Raw genomic sequence first — 17,868 nt, 5'->3', positions numbered from 1 at the left:
GTACTAGGCGCTCTTGTCGCGACGCTCGGTGCGCGACGGCTTGCGCGGCACGATCGTCGGCAACACGTTGTCCTGCACCGTCTCCTTGGTGACGACGACCTTGGCGACGTCGTCGCGGCTGGGGATGTCATACATCACCGGCAGCAGGACTTCCTCCATGATCGCGCGCAGGCCACGGGCGCCGGTGCCGCGGTGGATGGCCTGATCGGCGATGGCGTCGAGGGCGTCGTCGGTGAACTCCAGTTCCACACCGTCCATGTCGAACAGCCGGGTGTACTGCTTGACCAACGCGTTCTTGGGCTCGGACAGGATTTTGACCAGTGAATCCTTGTCCAGGTTGGTCACCGACGCCACCACGGGAAGGCGGCCGATGAACTCCGGGATCAGCCCGAACTTGATCAGGTCTTCGGGCATCACTTCGGCGAAGTGGTCCTGGGTGTCGATCTCGGCCTTGGAGTGCACCTCGGCGCCGAAGCCCAGCCCGCGCTTACCGATCCGATCGGAGACGATCTTCTCCAGCCCGGCGAACGCACCGGCCACGATGAACAGCACGTTGGTGGTGTCGATCTGGATAAATTCCTGGTGCGGGTGCTTGCGCCCGCCCTGCGGGGGCACCGATGCCTGCGTACCTTCGAGGATCTTCAGCAGCGCCTGCTGCACGCCTTCACCGGACACGTCACGGGTGATCGACGGGTTCTCGCTCTTGCGGGCGATCTTGTCGACCTCGTCGATGTAGATGATGCCGGTCTCGGCGCGCTTGACGTCGTAGTCGGCGGCCTGGATGAGCTTGAGCAGGATGTTCTCGACATCCTCGCCGACGTAGCCGGCCTCGGTCAACGCCGTCGCGTCGGCGATCGCGAAGGGCACGTTGAGCATCTTCGCGAGGGTCTGCGCGAGGTAGGTCTTACCGCAGCCGGTCGGGCCGAGCATGAGGATGTTGGACTTGGCCAACTCCACCGGCTCCGAACGCGAGTCGCGGCTCTTCTCGCCGGCCTGGATGCGCTTGTAGTGGTTGTAGACCGCGACCGCAAGCGTGCGCTTGGCGGTGTCCTGACCGATGACGTAGCTCTCGAGGAAGTCGCGGATCTCGGCCGGCTTGGGCAGCTCGTCGAGCTTGACGTCATCGGCGTCGGCGAGTTCCTCTTCGATGATCTCGTTGCACAGATCGATGCACTCGTCGCAGATGTAGACGCCTGGGCCCGCGATCAGCTTCTTGACCTGCTTCTGACTCTTCCCGCAGAACGAGCACTTCAGCAGGTCACCGCCGTCTCCAATGCGCGCCATGGTGGTGGGGCCCTACTTTCCTCGAAGTCGGTGTTGATTCATTTACTCGGTCACCTCGGGGGTTTACCCGACGCTACCCGTTTGTTCCCGCGCGGTGCGACCGATAAAGCCGAATCGCGTGATTGGTATTTACGTGTCTGCCAGAACATATCGTCTGTCACCCCGCGAGCCCGTCCGAACGCGCCTCCGTGTCTTTGGCGTGTCGCCGCCGTTACCGGACCGAAAGGATGCGCAGATGGGTCGCTGCGCCCCACCATACAGTCCTGCGCGCGGCTGGGCGCCCGCGAAATTCGCCGGCTTGTCGCGGCGTGAAACGGTGCTCGACGGCCGGTCATCGCGTGGATCACCGGCCATCGGCACGAGCGGTTCGGCTAGGCCGTTTGGGCCGAGAGCTTGCGATATTCGAGCACCGTGTCGATGATCCCGTACTCCTTGGCCTCCTCGGCCGTGAGGATCTTGTCGCGGTCGGTGTCGCGCCGGATGGTCTCGGCGTCCTTGCCGGTGTGGCTGGCCAGCGTGTGCTCCATCAGGGTGCGCATCCGCTCGACCTCCTTGGCCTGGATCTCCAGGTCGGAGAACTGGCCCTGGATGACACCGGCCAGCGCGGGCTGGTGGATGAGCACGCGAGCGTTCGGCAGCGCCATGCGCTTGCCCTTGGTGCCCGCGGCCAGCAGCACCGCCGCCGCCGACGCCGCCTGCCCGAGGCAGACCGTCTGGATGTCGGCGCGCACGTACTGCATGGTGTCGTAGATCGCCATCAGCGACGTGAACGAGCCACCCGGAGAGTTGATGTACATGGTGATGTCGCGGTCCGGATCCAACGATTCGAGCACCAGCAACTGGGCCATGATGTCGTTGGCCGACGCGTCGTCGACCTGAACCCCGAGGAAGATGATGCGCTCCTCGAAGAGCTTGTTGTACGGGTTGGACTCCTTGACGCCGAAGCTCGAGTGCTCGATGAACGACGGCAGGATGTAACGCGCTGAAGGCTGAATATCTCGGCTCATTTGTCTAGTCCTGCTCCTGGTCCGGCGCCGTTGACGCTGGCATTGGTGATGATGTGGTCGACAAATCCGTATTCGAGCGCTTCCTGCGCGGTGAACCAGCGGTCGCGATCGGAGTCGGCCTCGATGCGTTCCACCGTCTGTCCCGTGAATTCGGCATTGAGCCGGAACATTTCCTTCTTGATGACGGTGAACTGCTCGGCCTGGATCGCGATGTCGGCCGCGCTGCCGGTGACCCCGCCGAGCGGTTGGTGCATGAGGATGCGCGCATGAGGAAGGGCGTAGCGCTTGCCCTTGGTGCCCGCGGCGAGCAGGAACTGACCCATCGACGCGGCCATGCCCATGGCGTAGGTGGCGATGTCGCACGGCGCCAGCACCATGGTGTCGTAGATCGCCATGCCGGCGCTGATCGAACCGCCCGGCGAGTTGATGTAGAGGTGGATGTCCTTGGTGGGATCCTCGGCGGCCAGCAGAAGAATCTGCGCGCACAACCGGTTGGCGATGTCGTCGTCGACCTGAGAGCCCAAAAAGATGATTCGCTCGGCGAGCAAGCGCTCGTACACCGAGTCGACGAGGTTGAGCCCCTGGCCGGCGCCACGCATGTCAGTCACGACTGGGTACCTGCTTTCTTGAAGTCTGGGTTGACATCGACACTAACCAACGGGCGCGGTCGTGCACTCCCCACACGGCGCCCGTTCGCTCACAGCGTCACTTGGCGTCGGCAGATTCTTCGTCAGCTGCGGCTTCGTCGGCGGCTGACTCGGCCTTGCCGTCGTCCTCCGACGCTTCCGCGGTCTCGGGGGTCTCCCCGGCCTCGTCGGTCTCGGCAGCCGGCCGGCCGAAGAACTCGGAGGTGTCGATCTCGGTGCCCTCGGTGTCGGTCACCGTGGCGCCCTCGACCACCGCGGCCACGGCCAGGCCGCGTCGCACGTCGGCGAACATCGCGGGCAGCTGGTTGTTCTGCTGCAGCATCTGCAGCAGTTGCTGCGGTTCCATGCCGTAATGCTGTGACATCAGCACCAGCCGCTCGGTCAGGTCGCTCTGGCTGACCTCGATGCCGAGCGTGTCGGCGATCGCGTCCACCAGCAGCTGGGTCTTGACCGCCTTCTCGGCGTTGCTGCGGTTGTCGGCGTCGAACTTCTCGCGGCTGCTGCCCTGGGCTTCGAGCATCTCGGCGAACCGGGCCTCGTCGTGATCGAGGCTGTGGATCGCGCTGTGCAACGTCTCGTCGACCTGCGCCTGCACCACGTTCTCCGGAACCGGCACCTCCACCTGCTCGAGCAGCGTCTCCAGCGCCTTGTCGCGGATCTGCTCGGCCTGCTGCACGCGCTTGACGCGACGGACCTGTTCGACGAGGCTCTCGCGCAACTCGTCCATGGTGTCGAATTCGCTTGCCAGCTGGGCGAACTCGTCGTCTGGCTCGGGCAGCTCCCGTTCCTTCACCGACTTGACGGTGACGGTGACCTCGGCCTCCTGACCGGCGTGGTCACCCGCGACCAGCTTGGTCGTGAAGACCTTGGTCTCGCCCTCCTTGAGGCCGATGATCGCCTCATCGAGGCCCTCGATCAGCTGACCCGAGCCGATCTCGTGCGACAGTCCCTCGGCGGCGGCCTCGGGCAGTTCCTTGCCGTCGACGGTGGCCGACAGGTCGATCGAGACGAAGTCGCCGTTCTCGGCGGGCCGGTCGACGCCCTTGAGCGTGCCGAAGCGCGCCCGCAGCGACTGCAGTTCGGCGTCGACCTCGTCGTCGGTCACCTCGATCGGGTCGACGACGATCTTCAGGTTCTCCAGATCGGGCAGTTCGATGTCGGGCCGGATGTCGACGACGGCGGTGAACTGCAGGTCCTCGCCGTACTCCTTCTTGGTGATCTCGATCTCGGGCTGTCCCAGTGGCTTCACATCCGAGGTCGTGACCGCTTCGGAGTACCGGCCGGGCACCGCCTCGTTGACGACCTGGTCCAGCATCGCCTCGCGGCCGAAACGCGCCTCGAGCAGTTTGCGTGGTGCCTTGCCGGGGCGGAAGCCGGGCAGCCGCACCTGCTTGGCCAGCTGCTTGAACGCGCGGTCGAATTCCGGCTCGAGTTCGGTGAAGGGCACCTCCACGTTGATGCGAACCCGCGTCGGGCTCAACTTCTCGACGGTGCTCTTCACGTTCCTGCTCCTTGTGGTCCGGTCTGGTGGGTCGTGCGGGGGTGCAGTCGGGGTGACAGGATTTGAACCTGCGGCCTTCCGCTCCCAAAGCGGATGCGCTACCAAGCTGCGCTACACCCCGCGCTGTTGGGCCACCCGGAAAACACCGAGCGACCACGCGGAATACTACGGGCTGATCAAGCGATGCCTTCAATTGGATTTGTTTCGGGCGGCGCCGGTACAGTCTGCTGGTGCTGCTGCACACGCGGGCGTAGCTCAATGGTAGAGCCCTAGTCTTCCAAACTAGCGACGCGGGTTCGATTCCCGTCGCCCGCTCCAGTTGGCCCGCCCCGCAGGGCGGGTTTTCTTTCGTGCCGTCTTGTGCCGTCGACCTTGGCCCCCGGGGCCGCGGGGGTCGACTTCGGCGACAAGACTCGGTCGGGTCAGGAAGACCGTCTTCGCCATGGACCGAGCGGTGGCCGGCCACGGCCGATCGGGTGGCGGCGTTCGCGGCGGGTGACCGGCCTCCTGCAGCGGGCCCCGAAGTGTCGCGACATCGACTTCCACGCTGCCCGGCTGCCCGTGTACGTCCTCCCGGCCGGACCGCGGAGACGGCCGGCCCCTTGGGGCCTGACTGCGGCGCCTCGGCCAGGGCCGACAAGAAGGGGCGGCGGGAACCGAGCGGGTCATGGACGCCACCTTGAACGTGCGGGTTCAACGCCCCGGCGCGGTGGGGGTTCCAGTACTCGCCGCCGCACCGTCAGCCGAATCATCACGGACAAAGTGGATTTCGTGCTGTCGCTGTACTGCCGCTGCTACCTTCGGCTGTTCACCCGACGCCAGGGTTCCTCCAGCCAGCGCCGACAATCCCCAGCACGGACGCCGAGCCATCGGTATTGCCAGTCGCCGGCTGATCTGAGACCGAAAGTAACTTTTCCCAACGGATTTCACTCAATCATCACCGGCTGGGCTGTGGCGCTCAGGGACTCGGGACGATCCGCAGGTACGGACGCGGTGCCTTCCAGCCGTCGGGATAGATCTCGCGGGCTTGCTCGTCGGAGACCGAACCGGCGATGATGACGTCGTCGCCCTGGTTCCACTGTGCGGGTGTGGCCACCTGGTGGGTGGCGGTCAACTGCAGCGAGTCGATGACACGCAACACCTCGTCGAAGTTACGTCCAGTGGTCATGGGATAGATCAGCACCAGCTTGATCTTCTTGTCCGGTCCGATGACGAACACGTTGCGCAGCGTGGCGTTGTCGGCGGGGGTACGTGCACAGGGATCCCCGACGGTGTCGGCCGGCAGCATCCCGTAGGCCTTCGACACCGCGAAGTCGGTGTCGGCGATCATCGGATAGTTGGGCGCGACGCCTTGCGTTTCGGCGATGTCGTCGGCCCACTCGGTGTGGTTTTCCACAGGGTCAACCGACAACCCGATGATCTTCACGTTGCGCTGGTCGAACTCGCGTTTGATCCGCGCCATGTAACCGAGTTCGGTGGTGCACACCGGGGTGAGGTCGCGGGGGTGCGAGAACAGCACCGCCCAGCTGTCCCCAATCCATTCGTGGAAGCCATTCGTGGAAGTTGATGGGCCCTTCGGTGGTTTGCGCGGTGAGGTCCGGTGCGGTGTCGCCGATGGTCAGCATCTTCACGAACTCCAATGGTATTCGGGTCGCGGGCAAGTTTGCGGACGACACGATACCTTCAACGACCTGCGCGCAAAAGACCGTGGGAAAACTTGTTGCAGTTGATGACTTCTGATGCCTTTTGCGAGCCGACGAGCGCGAGTAGGGTGACGCACTGTTTGCGGCGCGGCGAAACGGAGGTGACGAGAGATGCGGGTGTTGGTGCTGGGCGCGGGTTTCGGCGGGCTGGAGTTGACGGCGCGACTGTCTGAGGCGTTGGGCGACCAGGCCGACGTGGTGCTGATAGACAAGACAGCCGGTTTCGTATTCGGCTTCTCGAAGCTCGACGTGATGTTCGGTACGACCACCGCCGATTCCGTCGTGCACCAGTACAGAGACTGCGTCAAACCCGGTGTCCGTTTCGTGCAGGCCGCCATCGAATCCATCGATCCGGTGAACCGGCGGGTGCAGACCGACGCCGGTCAGTTCGAAGGTGACGTCATGGTCGTCGCACTCGGCGCGAACCTGCATCCGGAGGCCACCCCCGGCCTCGCCGAGGGCGGAGGCTATGAGTTTTACACCGAACAAGGCGCCTTCGCGATTCGCGAAGTCCTCGAACAGTTCCAGGGCGGTCGCGTCGTGGTCGGCGTGACGTCGACGCCGTTCAAGTGTCCACCTGCCCCCAGCGAGACCGCGCTGCTGATGCACGACTACCTGAGCACTCGCGGACTGCGGGAGAAGTCCGAGATCGCGCTCGTGATGCCGCTTCCGGCGCCCATCCCGCCCTCTCCGGATGCTTCTGCCCGCTTGCTGGACGCGTTCGAGCAACGCGGAATCCGCTTCTACCCGAACCGGATCGTGGCCCAGCTTGACCCGGCGCGCAACGTGGCCACCCTCGCCGACGGCGACGAACTCGGTTATGACCTGTTCTTGGCGGTACCGACGCACCGGGCGCCGACCGTCGTCGAGGACGCCGGGATGTGCGTGGACGGGTGGATCCCGGTCGACCCCTACACGCTCGAGACGCAATACCCGAACGTCTATGCGATCGGCGACGTCACCAGCGTCGGCACACCCAAAGCCGGGGTGTTCGCCGAGGGGCAGGCGGCAATCGTCGCGCAAGCGCTGATCGCCAAGTCTCAGGGCGGCGAAGCGCCGGCCTACGGGGGCGAGGGCATCTGTTATCTCGAATTCGGCGATGGCCAGGTGGCGACCGTCGAGGTGGCCTTCCAGCCAGGCGTGACACCGCACGGCACCATGGCGGGCCCCAGTACCGCGCTGGCCGCTGACAAGTCACGGTTCGGGTCCGACCGGATCCGACGCTGGTTCGGCAAGGACTGGCCGAGGTAAGCGCGCGGGGACAAACTGCTTCGAGCGACCCCGTCCTACGCCGCCGTCGTCGATTGCGGTGACACCGACAGCGTGACCGCCTCGGCGGTCGGCAAACTCAGCTGCATTTCCGATACCTCCAACAGACCCAGCGACGGCAGGATGCGTTCGTAGAGGCCCGCCGACGCGACCAGCTGCAGGGTGATCGTCTCCCCTGGACGCAGCGTGTGCGCGAGCGGTTCGAGCGGGACGGTGACCGTGTGCGTGTTGCCGTCCAGCGTCACCGGGATCGGGGTGGCGAAGCTGCCGACCACCAGCCCGGTGGTGTTGTCGACCAGCTGGGCGTAGACGTGGCGGCTGGAGCCGGTTCCGGAATACGTCAGCGTCAGCTCCGGGGTGCCGACCAGGTACCTGGTCTCGTCGGCGGCGGGCACGCGAAGGTTCACCGCGATGGGCGCCTGCAGCGCGAACGGCACGAACGGGATTCCCGAGCCGCCGAAGTAGGGCAAGAGCGGCAACGTGGCGCCGACGGTTCTCGACGCGACGACCGGCGAACCCTGCGCCACCGGGTAGGTATCCGACGAGAACCATTGCCCGCGTTGGTCCACCCACTCGAACTGCGGCCCGGTCGGCACATCGAGGCCCTTCACATACCGATCCAGCCACTGCAGTGTCCGCTGCGTGATCACCACCCCGTCGAGCAGGTCGGCCGGTCGGTTCGCGCAGAACCCGTGCCCGCCGCAGAACCACACCACCTTGGTCGGCACCCCGTTGGCGATCAGGATCTGCGCGGTCTGATCCGCCTCCTCGGGCGTGAAGATCGTGTCGGCGGTGCCTTGGATGAGCAGCGTCGGCACGGTGATGTCGCCGATGACCGGGTTGCGCGACTCCAGCAGGGCCTGGTCTTCGGGCAGCATCCTGCCGGTCAGCGCTCCGATGATCGCGGCGGGCAGAATCCGCGGGTTGGTGCGGGCCATGGTGACGCCGAGAACCCCGGTGAGCAGGGTGGCCCAACTGTTCTTGAACGCCTCGGCCTCGTAGAGCGAGTTGGTGAAGCTGTGGTAGGTGATGGCCGGCACGATCGCGTCGACGCGGGTGTCGTTGGCGGCGGTGACGAGTTGGATGCCGCCGCCGTAGGACACACCGGTCATGCCGAGGCGCGGATCACCGGGCGCGTCGAGGCCTACCTCGGGCAGGGTGGCCAGCCAGTCGATGATCACCGACATGTCGCGGGCCTCGAACTCGGCGGCATTGAGCTCCAGCCGACCGCCGGAGCTGTACTCCCCGCGCGGATCCCACGTGGCGACGTTGTATCCCGCGTCGCGCAGCACCCCGACGCTCATCAAGCCCAGAGCATCGACCAAAACGGCGTCCAGGATCGTGCCGTCGAGGCTGGTCGATCCGGGCATGCCCAGGCCGGGCCCGTTGAGCACCGTCGGCGCCGTCTGCCCCGCCGCCAGCCCGCGGGCGGGCATGAAGTGGACGTAGATCGGCGTGCCGTCGAACGAGATCACCTTCACATCGCGTGGTGCCGGCGCCCCGGCGGCAAGGCTTTGTTGCACCGGGTAGCCCACGAACGGATGCAGGATGTCGCCGATGACCGGAATCTGGTGCACGACCACCACCAGAGGAGTCACCGCCAGCGGTCCGAGGATCGGCAGCTGCTGCAGCCACGCCAGCGGCGCGGTCTGCTCGATCGCGACGACGGCCGGTTCCTCGGCGAGAGTGGTGAGGCTGGTCGTCACCGGGTCCGCGGGCTGATCGAGGTTCGGCGCGGGCGCGAGCAATTCGCGCCTGGCCGCAGCGGCCATCGTCCACATCGCGGGCGAGGCCATCGGCGTCGCCGGCGCGTCCCCGGCGAACGGGTCCAGCAGCGCGCTGACGGCCTTGGTCAACACGACCGCCGCCTCGGTCGGTTCCGGCGGCGGCGCGTCCTCTGGCGGCTCCACAGTGCGCAGCGGCTGGGTCGTCGTGCCGACCGCCTCGACGGTCAATTCGGCGAGCTCCTCGGCCGGCGGGAAGTCGTCGAGGACGGCCGCTGGCGCGTCGGGCTCGTCGATCGGCGTCGACTGCGTGGTCACCACCGAGGTCTCGCCGGGCTCGCCGATCGACCGGCGCAGTTCGTCGGACCCGTTGAGCCGCTTCTTGCGAGTGAAGCTGTCGTTGTCGCCCGGGGGGTCATCGACGCCGAGACCCTTAGGGGCGTCGGCAGTTTCGGCATCGCTGATATCGGCATCGACGGGATCCGACGGCGACGATCCAGCGGGTGGCGTCGATTCGGCCGTCGTGTCCGCGCCGCCGTCCGCCGTCGATGCCGAAGCCGATGAGTCGGGGGACGACGGACCCGTCGACCCGTCAGTGGAGTCCGCCGAGGCGACCCCGTGCCCGACCACGACCGCGGACCCGATACCCAACGCGACGGCCAGTCCCCCGATTCGCTGCGAGGCCATGAAATGTCCTTCCGCGCCTACCCCTCGACGGCGACACTAACGCGACAAGGGCAACAGCACGCCCTCTCCGTCGAATTCGCTCCGCTGACCGCGTAATCGAGCGGTCGCTGCGTCGGTACGCTGAAAACCATGAACGGCGTGCTGCTGGTCCTTCTCGTCCTGGTCGTCGTCGCACTCGGGGCCGTCATCTACGCGACGATGAAGGCAGCCGACCGGCGCGCGGCGGCGTCGCTGGACGATGCCAAGGCCGATGCCCGTCGCGCCATCGAACGACTCGGCGGACAGGTGATCAACCTGACCGGAACCGACGATGCCTCCAAGCAGGCGCTGGCCGACGCCGCCGAGCGATACACCGCGGCGGGCTCGCAGATCGAGCAGGCATCGACGGCAAAACAGGCCATGCTCGCCAAGGAGAGTGCGCTGGAGGGCCTCTACTACGTCCGCGCCGCGCGCGTCGCGATGGACATGGATCCGGGCCCGGACCTCGAACCGCTGGCCGGTCAGCGCGCGGCGGGTGTGGTGACCGAGGACCGGCGCGTCAACTTCGAGGGCCGAGAGATCGAGGCGTCTCCTGCGCCCTCGGAGCGCACACCGAACTACTACCCCGGCGGTCGGGTGGCCGGACGTCCGGTGCCCGCGGGCTGGTACTCCGAACCGTGGTGGAAACCGGCGCTGGTGGCCGGCGCGTGGGGTTTGGGATCGGTGATGCTGTTCGACGCGCTGTTCTCCGGTATGCACGGCAGCGGATACGAGCAGGGTTTCGCGCAGGGCTATGACCAAGGCTTCGGTGAGGCCGGTGGTGGCGATTTCGGCGGCGACGGTGGCGGTTGGGACTTCGGCGGCGACTTCGGGGGTTTCTAGCGTTACCTCGCGGCAGTCGGGCGCCGAGACTGAACTTTTGCACGCTTTCCGAGCGGGTTTTGGACCATGAGTTCAGTTTCGGCGAGTGGCGGGCAGCCGTTGGTGCGCGTTGCTGTGCATTGCCAGACGCTGGCCGGCAGGTCCGAGCCCGGCGCATCACGCGACAACGCCGGGTATGGAGGGCAAACGAAGAAGCGGCATCGCGCCTACTGATCAGGACCCGCGGTTAGATGTGCCCGATGTCAATACGCAGCTTAGACAGCATTTCACCCAACACAATCGGCACTGACCAGCATTTCAGGACGAACGTTTAACCACCGCACAGTTACGAAGCGGTGAACGGACCTGGGCCGCCGGTACTGGGAGCAAGACAAATTCTTGCGATTTCATCGATTTGCCACGTCGGGCCTGGCGTGCGAGTAGCCTCTGCTCCCGCAAGAAGAGGGCACAGGTCGAAACAGGTCGAGACGGTCATGGACACGAGACGCGCGATCACGCATAAACCGGTCGACCGTTGCCCTCGATCACCCCAGCGCGCGTGCGCTTCTCGACCGCTTGGTCAATTCGTAATCACCGCAGTCTGAGCTCATACGAGGGAGGAGCACGACATGACTGCACTGAACAACACCTCGAAGCTCGGCGGCGTAACGGCCGCAGTGATTCTGTCTGTGGCGGTGGCCAATTCGCCTGCGGTGGCCCACGCCGACGCTGACGGTGAGCACTCCTCGCCAACACCGCCGTCAGCAAGCCAAACGGACTCATCGACGACGTCACCTGCCGGACAGGCTGAGGACGAGACGTCCTCGGTGCCCAAGGCGACCTCTACCGACATCGTCAGCGAGGAGTCCGACAGTGCCATCGAAACCGAGGAGCCAGACACCGCCCTGGAGGTAGGAGGCGACGGGACCGAAGCCGCCGACGACGACATCGACACGGGCGACACAGGCGACACCGAAGCCGATGAGGTTGAGGCCGAAGACAACACCACGAAATTCGACGCCGTGACCGGTTCCGACACCACGCCCATGTCTTCTGGTTCCCAGGCCACGCCCCGCCGCCAGCTAGACGCGACACCCTCACCGTCGGCCCTGTTCTCTGTGCGGATCGACGAGGACGAACCTCTCGCACTCGACGAAGCGACGACGTCGATCTCCGACATCCCCATCTCCGCCGTCGGGGGCGAGTTCTCCAGCACGGCTTCTGATTTCACCACACTGAGCCAGACCAGCCCGACCGAAGAAATCCAAGCACTCGCCAGCCCCACCGCCGCGACAGGCGCTGCGACAGGTGCCGTCACGCGTGTCCTGACCAGCGTGCTGGCCTGGATCGGGCTGCCCCCGGGCGCCGCCAGCAGCCCGATCGCACCTGCGACGGACATCGGTCTGTGGGCGGCGCTGGCCTGGGTTCGTCGCCAGTTCGAGTCCACCTTCATCAACCAGTCCCCGACCGTCGCCTACAACCCGGTCCAGACCAGCCAGACCGTCGACGGCGTCATCACCGGCACACTGCAGGCCACCGATCCCGAAGGCGATCCGCTGACCTATACCGTCACCAGGCAACCGGATAACGGCACCGTCGCGATCAACCCCGACGGCACCTTCACCTACACGCCGAAGGATGGCTTCGTCGGCCTGGACGGCTTCACGGTGCGCGTCACCGACGACACAGGTTCCGTTGTGCACGGCCTCCTGCGGGCGATTAACGCCGGCTTGCATGGCGATTCCGCGACCGTCAACCTACACGCCGTCACGGTGGAAACGATTGACGTCGGCGGCTCGCCATTCGGTATGGCCATCGACCGGGACCGCACCTACGTTGCGGGCGGCGGCAATGACGAGGTGGTGGTGATCGACAACTCCACCAACGAGGTCATCGCACGCATCGACATCGGCGAGAACACCACACCACGGGACGTCGCGCTCACCCCGGACGGCAAGTACCTCTACGTGGCGAATTTCGATGTTACCCACGTCTCGGTGATCGACACCGAAACCAACGCCATCATCGCCACCATCGACGTCGGAAACGGTGCCAACGCCATCGGGGTCGGCAACGGCGGTGAGCGAGTTTACGTGGCCACCGGGACCGAAGAGGGACATGTGGTGGTCATCAACACCGAAGTCAACGAGCCCGTCACCGCCATCCCGGTCGGCGAGCTGCCCAGCGCCATCGCCGCCAACAATCACGGCCCGGTGTACGTCACCAACCGAGACAGCCAGACCATCTCGATGATCGACCCCGTGACCAACTGGGTCGAACGAACCGTCGAACCGGGCTTCACCCCGATCGGCGCCGCGCTCAGCCCCGACGGCCAGACGCTGTACGTCGTCGGCGACAACGACAACACACTGCATATCTTCAACGCCAACACCCTCGCTCCTATCGCCGAACTTCTCGTCGGCGAGGGACCGTTCGGCGTCGGCCTGCAAACCTCAGACAACAGCGTGGGCCGCGGCCTGGTGGCCAACGCCTTCAGCGACTCCGTGACGCTGCTGCAACTCGACTCCCCATTGGGCGTCCTCGGACAGATCCAAACGGGCGGCCAACAGCCTGTGGCGGTGGCCGTCAACCCAGACGGCACGACCGCATACGTCACCAATTTCGACAGCGGCACCGTTTCGGTGATCAACCTCGGCGAGTCGGCGGCGCCGTCAACACCGTCGCCACAGTTCGGCCCGTTCGGACTGCTGTCCTTCGTGGCTGATCAGATCTACCACACGCTGTTCAACCGGGCGCCCGAAGTCACTCACCCCACCGAGCAACACGTCCAGAACGCCGACGGCACCATCAGCGGGGCCTTCGGCGTCCTCGATCCCGACGGCGACGACGTGATGTTCACTGTCACCCAGCAGCCGGAAAACGGCACCGTCGAGATCAATCCGGACGGCACCTACACCTATACGCCCGACCCCGGCCACAGCGGGCCGGACACCTTCACCGTGCGTGTCACCGACAACACTCCGTCGCTCGCACACGCGCTGCTGCGCACCGTCAGCCCCACCTTCCATAGCACTTCGGCCACTGCACAGGTCATCACCGCGCAGGTCAGCACCATCCAGATCGGCGGCGAGCCCTCCAGCGTCGTCGTCACCCCCGACGGCAAGCATGTCTATGTGACCAATGGCTCGGCGGGGGTCGACGTCGCGGTGATCGACACGCAGACAAACGCCGTCATCGATCACGTCAACGTCGGCTCGATCAGCGGTGGGGCGGTCGTCAGCCCCGACGGCACCAAAATCTATGTCGCCCAAATCTTCGGCGAGAACGTGGCGGTGATCGACACGCAGACCAACGCCGTCACAACCATTGACATCGGCGCCAACACGTTCGACGTGGCGATCAGCCCCGACGGCTCCCGTGTCTATGCCTCGAGGCTGAGCAATGGCGAGTTGGCGGTGATCGACACCTCCACCAACACCGTCATCGACACTGTCACCGTGGGCAATACGCCTACCGGGGTGGCGATCAGCCCCGACGGCAAGCAGGTATACGTCGCCAACACCTTCAGCGGCACGGTGTCGGTGGTCGACACCGATACCAACGCCGTCACCCACACCATCACGGTCGGCGCCGAACCCGCTGAGGTGGTGGTGCTTCCCGATGGCAGCCGTGCCTACGTCGCGAACCGGATGGGCAACACAGTGTCGGTGATCGACCTCGCAAGCAACACGGTCATTGACACCATTCATGTGGGTGAGCGGCCGGTCGCAGTGGCGGTCAGTCCTGGCGGAAAGCAGGTGTATGTCACGAACTCAGAGGACGGCAGCGTTTCGGTGATCGAGACCGAAACCAACACCGTCCTCACCACCGTGAAGGTCGGTGCCGGCCCGACCGGAGCGGTCGCCACCCCGAACGGCGCTCTGCTCTATGTCGCAAGTCAAACCAGCGGCACAGTGTCGGTGATCGACCTCGGCGACATCGGCCCATCCGCTCCGCCACAAACGGTGTGAGGGTCAACGGCCGTCATTGCTGACAGGTCGGGCACCAGAACAGGTTTCGCCCCTCCAGCACCGCGGTGCGGACCTCGGTGCCGCAGATCCGGCATGGTTCACCGGCGCGGCGGTAGACGTAGGTGCGGGGCCGGTCGGGCCCGTAGGCGGGCAGGCCGTGGTCGTCGTCGGGCCGGATCGTGATGATCTTCCCGCGACGAACGCCCACCTTCATCAGGTCGACGAGATCGGCCCACATCGCGTCGAATTCGGCTTCGTCGACATGTGTGCCGGGACGGTAGGGGTCGACGGCGTGCCGGAACAGCAACTCGTTGCGGTAGACATTGCCCACACCCGCGATCACCTTCTGGTCCATCACCAATGAGCCGATCGGCCTGCGCGACTTGCGGATTCGATTCCATGCCACCGTACCGTCGGCGTCGCGACGCAACGGGTCGGGCCCGAGTCCGCCGACGACGTCGGCGATTTCGGGTTCGTCGATCACCCTGCAGATCATCGGCCCGCGCAGATCTGTGCCGTACTCGGCGCCGATCATCCGCATCCGCACCTGGCCGACCGGCGGCGGCATGGGGATCAGCATTTCAGTGAAGGTGCCGTACAGGCCGAGGTGCACATGCACCACCCGGCCGCCTTCGTAGTGGTGAAACAGGTGCTTTCCCCACGCGGTGGCCTTTCGCAGGATCCGGCCGTCGACCGCGGCGGCACCGTCGGCGAACCTGCCCTGCGGGCTGGACACCGTCACCGGTGCGCGCGCGTAGCGACGATGATGCAACCGGGCCAGGCGGTGCAGCGTGTGGCCCTCGGGCATACCTCAGGCGTCCGGGGCGCCGGGCACGGGCGGCGCGACGTGCGTGCGCTCGTACTCGGCGAGGATGTCGATGCGCCGCTGGTGTCGTTCGGCCTGCGACCACGGCGTCTCCAGGAACGCATCGACGATGGCCAACGCCTCGGGCACGGTGTGCATGCGCCCGCCGATGCCGATCAGCTGGGCGTTGTTGTGCTGGCGGGCCAGTTGCGCGGTCTCCACGCTCCAGCCCAGGGCGCAGCGTGCGCCGGGCACCTTGTTCGCCGCGATCTGTTCGCCGTTGCCCGACCCGCCGAGCACGATGCCGAGGCTGCCCGGGTCGGCCACAGTCTTCTCCGCGGCCGCGATGCAGAACGCCGGATAGTCGTCCTCGGCGTCGTAGGCGAATGCGCCACAGTCGACGGGCTCGTGGCCGTTCTTCTGCAGGTGTTCGATGATGGCCTGCTTGAGCTCGAGGCCCGCGTGGTCAGCTCCCAGGTAGACGCGCATGGCGGTCACCCTACTTCGGGGCCACCGAAATCGACACGAGGGTTGTCGATTCCGGCTGACCACGACCCTGGCGTAGATCTCGCGGCGAGCTAAACCGAGCTAGACGAGCTAGACCTTGTCGAGGTCGGCATGCTCCGGCTCGTACTCGCCGATGGGATCGGGCTGCAGGGTCAGCGTGCCGGTGTCCTCGTCCACCTCGAAGCCGCCGCGTTCGAGTTGGCGCACCTCGACCAGTCCGGCCAAGGTGGCCGACACGGTGCGCCGCGGGCCTCGCTCGCCATCGAGGCCGTCGGGCGGCGACACGTGCAGCAGCCGCGGCCTCGTCGCCACCTCGTAGTGGAAGGCCCGCAGCAGCGAGAAGCAGGCCAACACCATCACGACCGAGAACGGCGCCGCGGTGGCGATCGACGCGGTCTGCAACGCCGTCAGGGAGCCGGCGCCGCCGATGACCAGCAGCATCGCGGCCGCCACGCCCTCAAGCAGAGACCAGTACACCCGGCTGGCCTTCGGCGGATCCAGGTCACCGCCGGTGGCCAGAATGTCGATCACCAGCGACCCCGAGTCCGACGAGGTGATGAAGAACAGGCCGATCACCACGATCGCCACCACGCTGGTGATGACGCCGAACGGCAGCGTCTCCAGAAGCCGGAACAGGGTGGTGTTGGTGTCGACCGCCCCGTCGACCAGCATGTCGTCGTGCTCGCGCTGCCGCAGGATCGCCGAGTCGCCGAAGATGGTGAACCACAGCGAGGTGATGACGGTCGGGACCAGCAGCACCCCGCCGATGAACTGGCGGATCGTGCGTCCGCGCGAGATCCGGGCGATGAACATCCCGACGAACGGCGCCCAGCTGATCCACCAGCCCCAGTAGAAGATCGTCCACGACCCCAACCAGGAGTTGTCCGAGAACGGCGCGGTGCGCAGCGCCAACGCGGGCAGGCTGTGCGCGTAGCCGCCGATGTTCTGCACCCAAGCCCACAGCAAAAACAGCGTCGGGCCGGCGAGCATGACGAACGCCGCCAGCGCGCCCGCCATCGTCATGTTGATGTTCGACAGCCACTTCAGGCCCCGGTCCAGCCCGCTCACCACCGAATACGTGGCGAGCGCGGTGATACCCGCGATGATGCCGATGATCCAGTAGTTGTTGACGTCAATCCAACCCAGGTACTGCAGTCCGGCGGCGATCTGGGTGATGCCGAACCCGAGCGAGGTGGCGACGCCGAACAGGGTGCCCACGATCGCGGTGACGTCGACGGCGTGTCCGATCACGCCCTCGACGCGCTCGCGGCCCAGCACCGGCTCCAGCAGCCAGCGCAGCGTCATCGGCCGGCCCCTGCGGTAGGTCATGTACGCCATGCCCAGGCCCACCACGACGTAGACGCTCCACGCGTGCAGGCCCCAGTGGAACATCGTCAGTTCCATGGCCTGGTCGGCGGCGGCTTCGGTGCGCCCCGGCGTGCCGAGGGATTCGGGCGGTTCCACGTAGTGGCTCAGCGGTTCGGCGACGCCGTAGAACACCAACCCGATGCCCATGCCCGCGCTGAACAGCATGGCCAGCCACGGCCAGAAGCCGAACTCCGGTTGTTCGTCGTCGGCGCCCAGGCGGATGGCGCCGATACGCGAGATGGCGCAGTAGACGGCGAAGACCACGAAGCCGGTGGTGACCAGGATGTACCACCATCCGATGCCGTTGGATATGCTGGCGTTGAGCCTGCTCATCGCGTCTTCGGCGGTGCTGGAGTACGCGACCGCCACCAGGATCAGCCCGAAGATCAGCAGCGACGCCGGAATGAATACCGGTTTGCGCAGCCCTCGCCAGGAATCAACAATCGTGTCGACGACACGGCTTGTGGGACGCCGGGTGCCGGTTTTCGCCATTCATTCTCCTCGCCGATGCGGGCATCGACGACTGATCTGACGATGCCCCCACGGCGGCCACCC

General features: G+C 66.0%; 12 protein-coding genes and 2 tRNA genes. 4 read left to right on the top strand and 10 right to left on the bottom strand.

The window, feature by feature from the left end; all coding sequences use genetic code 11:
* Positions 1-3: 3 nt before the first annotated feature.
* The 5 genes from clpX to ABQE89_RS20640 form a co-directional block, all read right to left on the bottom strand.
* Positions 4-1,284, bottom strand: a complete 1,281-nt coding sequence (clpX, locus tag ABQE89_RS20660; protein ID WP_448420040.1) for an ATP-dependent Clp protease ATP-binding subunit ClpX — start codon at positions 1,282-1,284, stop codon at positions 4-6.
* Positions 1,285-1,655: 371 nt separating this feature from the next.
* Positions 1,656-2,291, bottom strand: a complete 636-nt coding sequence (locus ABQE89_RS20655) for an ATP-dependent Clp protease proteolytic subunit (RefSeq protein ID WP_448420038.1) — start codon at positions 2,289-2,291, stop codon at positions 1,656-1,658.
* Positions 2,288-2,890: an ATP-dependent Clp protease proteolytic subunit gene (locus tag ABQE89_RS20650; protein WP_448420077.1), complete on the bottom strand. Its 603-nt coding sequence runs from the start codon at positions 2,888-2,890 to the stop codon at positions 2,288-2,290. Before ABQE89_RS20650 ends, ABQE89_RS20655 begins: the two co-directional genes overlap by 4 nt.
* Before the next feature lie 106 nt (positions 2,891-2,996).
* Entirely contained in the window at positions 2,997-4,439 is a 1,443-nt protein-coding gene (tig, locus tag ABQE89_RS20645) for a trigger factor (RefSeq protein WP_448420036.1), read from the bottom strand.
* 47 nt (positions 4,440-4,486) lie between these two features.
* Positions 4,487-4,560: transfer RNA gene (locus ABQE89_RS20640), tRNA-Pro, on the bottom strand.
* Between the two features lie 123 nt (positions 4,561-4,683).
* Here ABQE89_RS20640 and ABQE89_RS20635 point away from each other — a divergent pair.
* Positions 4,684-4,757, top strand: a tRNA-Gly gene (locus ABQE89_RS20635).
* Between the two features lie 640 nt (positions 4,758-5,397).
* Here ABQE89_RS20635 and ABQE89_RS20630 read toward each other — a convergent pair.
* The gene (locus tag ABQE89_RS20630) at positions 5,398-5,958 is read right to left on the bottom strand and encodes a redoxin domain-containing protein (protein WP_448420034.1); all 561 of its coding nucleotides are present in this window, start codon (positions 5,956-5,958) and stop codon (positions 5,398-5,400) included.
* Between the two features lie 295 nt (positions 5,959-6,253).
* Between ABQE89_RS20630 and ABQE89_RS20625 the strand changes: the two genes are divergently transcribed.
* Positions 6,254-7,393: an NAD(P)/FAD-dependent oxidoreductase gene (locus ABQE89_RS20625; RefSeq protein WP_448420032.1), complete on the top strand. Its 1,140-nt coding sequence runs from the start codon at positions 6,254-6,256 to the stop codon at positions 7,391-7,393.
* A gap of 35 nt (positions 7,394-7,428) precedes the next feature.
* Here ABQE89_RS20625 and ABQE89_RS20620 read toward each other — a convergent pair whose 3' ends face one another.
* The gene (locus ABQE89_RS20620) at positions 7,429-9,822 is read right to left on the bottom strand and encodes a S15 peptidase family protein (protein WP_448420030.1); all 2,394 of its coding nucleotides are present in this window, start codon (positions 9,820-9,822) and stop codon (positions 7,429-7,431) included.
* Positions 9,823-9,951: 129 nt separating this feature from the next.
* Between ABQE89_RS20620 and ABQE89_RS20615 the strand changes: the two genes are divergently transcribed.
* Both ABQE89_RS20615 and ABQE89_RS20610 read left to right on the top strand, forming a co-directional pair.
* Positions 9,952-10,683 carry a DUF1542 domain-containing protein gene (locus tag ABQE89_RS20615; RefSeq protein WP_448420028.1) on the top strand — a complete coding sequence of 244 codons (732 nt, stop codon included), beginning with the start codon at positions 9,952-9,954 and terminating at the stop codon, positions 10,681-10,683.
* Between the two features lie 608 nt (positions 10,684-11,291).
* A complete protein-coding gene (locus ABQE89_RS20610) occupies positions 11,292-14,633 on the top strand; it encodes a beta-propeller fold lactonase family protein (RefSeq protein WP_448420026.1) in 3,342 nt (1,113 codons plus the stop codon).
* A gap of 13 nt (positions 14,634-14,646) precedes the next feature.
* Here ABQE89_RS20610 and ABQE89_RS20605 read toward each other — a convergent pair whose 3' ends face one another.
* From ABQE89_RS20605 to ABQE89_RS20595, 3 genes are all read right to left on the bottom strand, one after another.
* Complete coding sequence (locus ABQE89_RS20605) at positions 14,647-15,441, bottom strand: Fpg/Nei family DNA glycosylase (protein ID WP_448420024.1); 795 nt, start codon at positions 15,439-15,441, stop codon at positions 14,647-14,649.
* Between the two features lie 3 nt (positions 15,442-15,444).
* Positions 15,445-15,927, bottom strand: a complete 483-nt coding sequence (locus ABQE89_RS20600; RefSeq protein WP_448420022.1) for a ribose-5-phosphate isomerase — start codon at positions 15,925-15,927, stop codon at positions 15,445-15,447.
* Positions 15,928-16,035: 108 nt separating this feature from the next.
* Positions 16,036-17,805 carry a BCCT family transporter gene (locus tag ABQE89_RS20595; protein ID WP_448420020.1) on the bottom strand — a complete coding sequence of 590 codons (1,770 nt, stop codon included), beginning with the start codon at positions 17,803-17,805 and terminating at the stop codon, positions 16,036-16,038.
* Between the last annotated feature and the right edge of the window lie 63 nt (positions 17,806-17,868).

The organism is Mycolicibacterium sp. XJ1819 (assembly GCF_053483675.1).
Note: the sequence above shows the minus strand (reverse complement) of the source record. Positions and strands in the feature narration are given on the sequence as shown.

Bases quoted from the DNA above. Each gene is read 5' to 3' on its own strand.
- ABQE89_RS20605 (WP_448420024.1), bottom strand. From the start codon at position 15,441: ATGCCCGAGGGCCACACGCTGCACCGCCTGGCCCGGTTGCATCATCGT.
- ABQE89_RS20620 (WP_448420030.1), bottom strand. From the start codon at position 9,822: ATGGCCTCGCAGCGAATCGGGGGACTGGCCGTCGCGTTGGGTATCGGG.
- ABQE89_RS20595 (WP_448420020.1), bottom strand. From the start codon at position 17,805: ATGGCGAAAACCGGCACCCGGCGTCCCACAAGCCGTGTCGTCGACACG.
- ABQE89_RS20655 (WP_448420038.1), bottom strand. From the start codon at position 2,291: ATGAGCCGAGATATTCAGCCTTCAGCGCGTTACATCCTGCCGTCGTTC.
- ABQE89_RS20650 (WP_448420077.1), bottom strand. From the start codon at position 2,890: ATGCGTGGCGCCGGCCAGGGGCTCAACCTCGTCGACTCGGTGTACGAG.
- ABQE89_RS20625 (WP_448420032.1), top strand. From the start codon at position 6,254: ATGCGGGTGTTGGTGCTGGGCGCGGGTTTCGGCGGGCTGGAGTTGACG.
- ABQE89_RS20600 (WP_448420022.1), bottom strand. From the start codon at position 15,927: ATGCGCGTCTACCTGGGAGCTGACCACGCGGGCCTCGAGCTCAAGCAG.
- clpX (WP_448420040.1), bottom strand. From the start codon at position 1,284: ATGGCGCGCATTGGAGACGGCGGTGACCTGCTGAAGTGCTCGTTCTGC.
- ABQE89_RS20610 (WP_448420026.1), top strand. From the start codon at position 11,292: ATGACTGCACTGAACAACACCTCGAAGCTCGGCGGCGTAACGGCCGCA.
- ABQE89_RS20615 (WP_448420028.1), top strand. From the start codon at position 9,952: ATGAACGGCGTGCTGCTGGTCCTTCTCGTCCTGGTCGTCGTCGCACTC.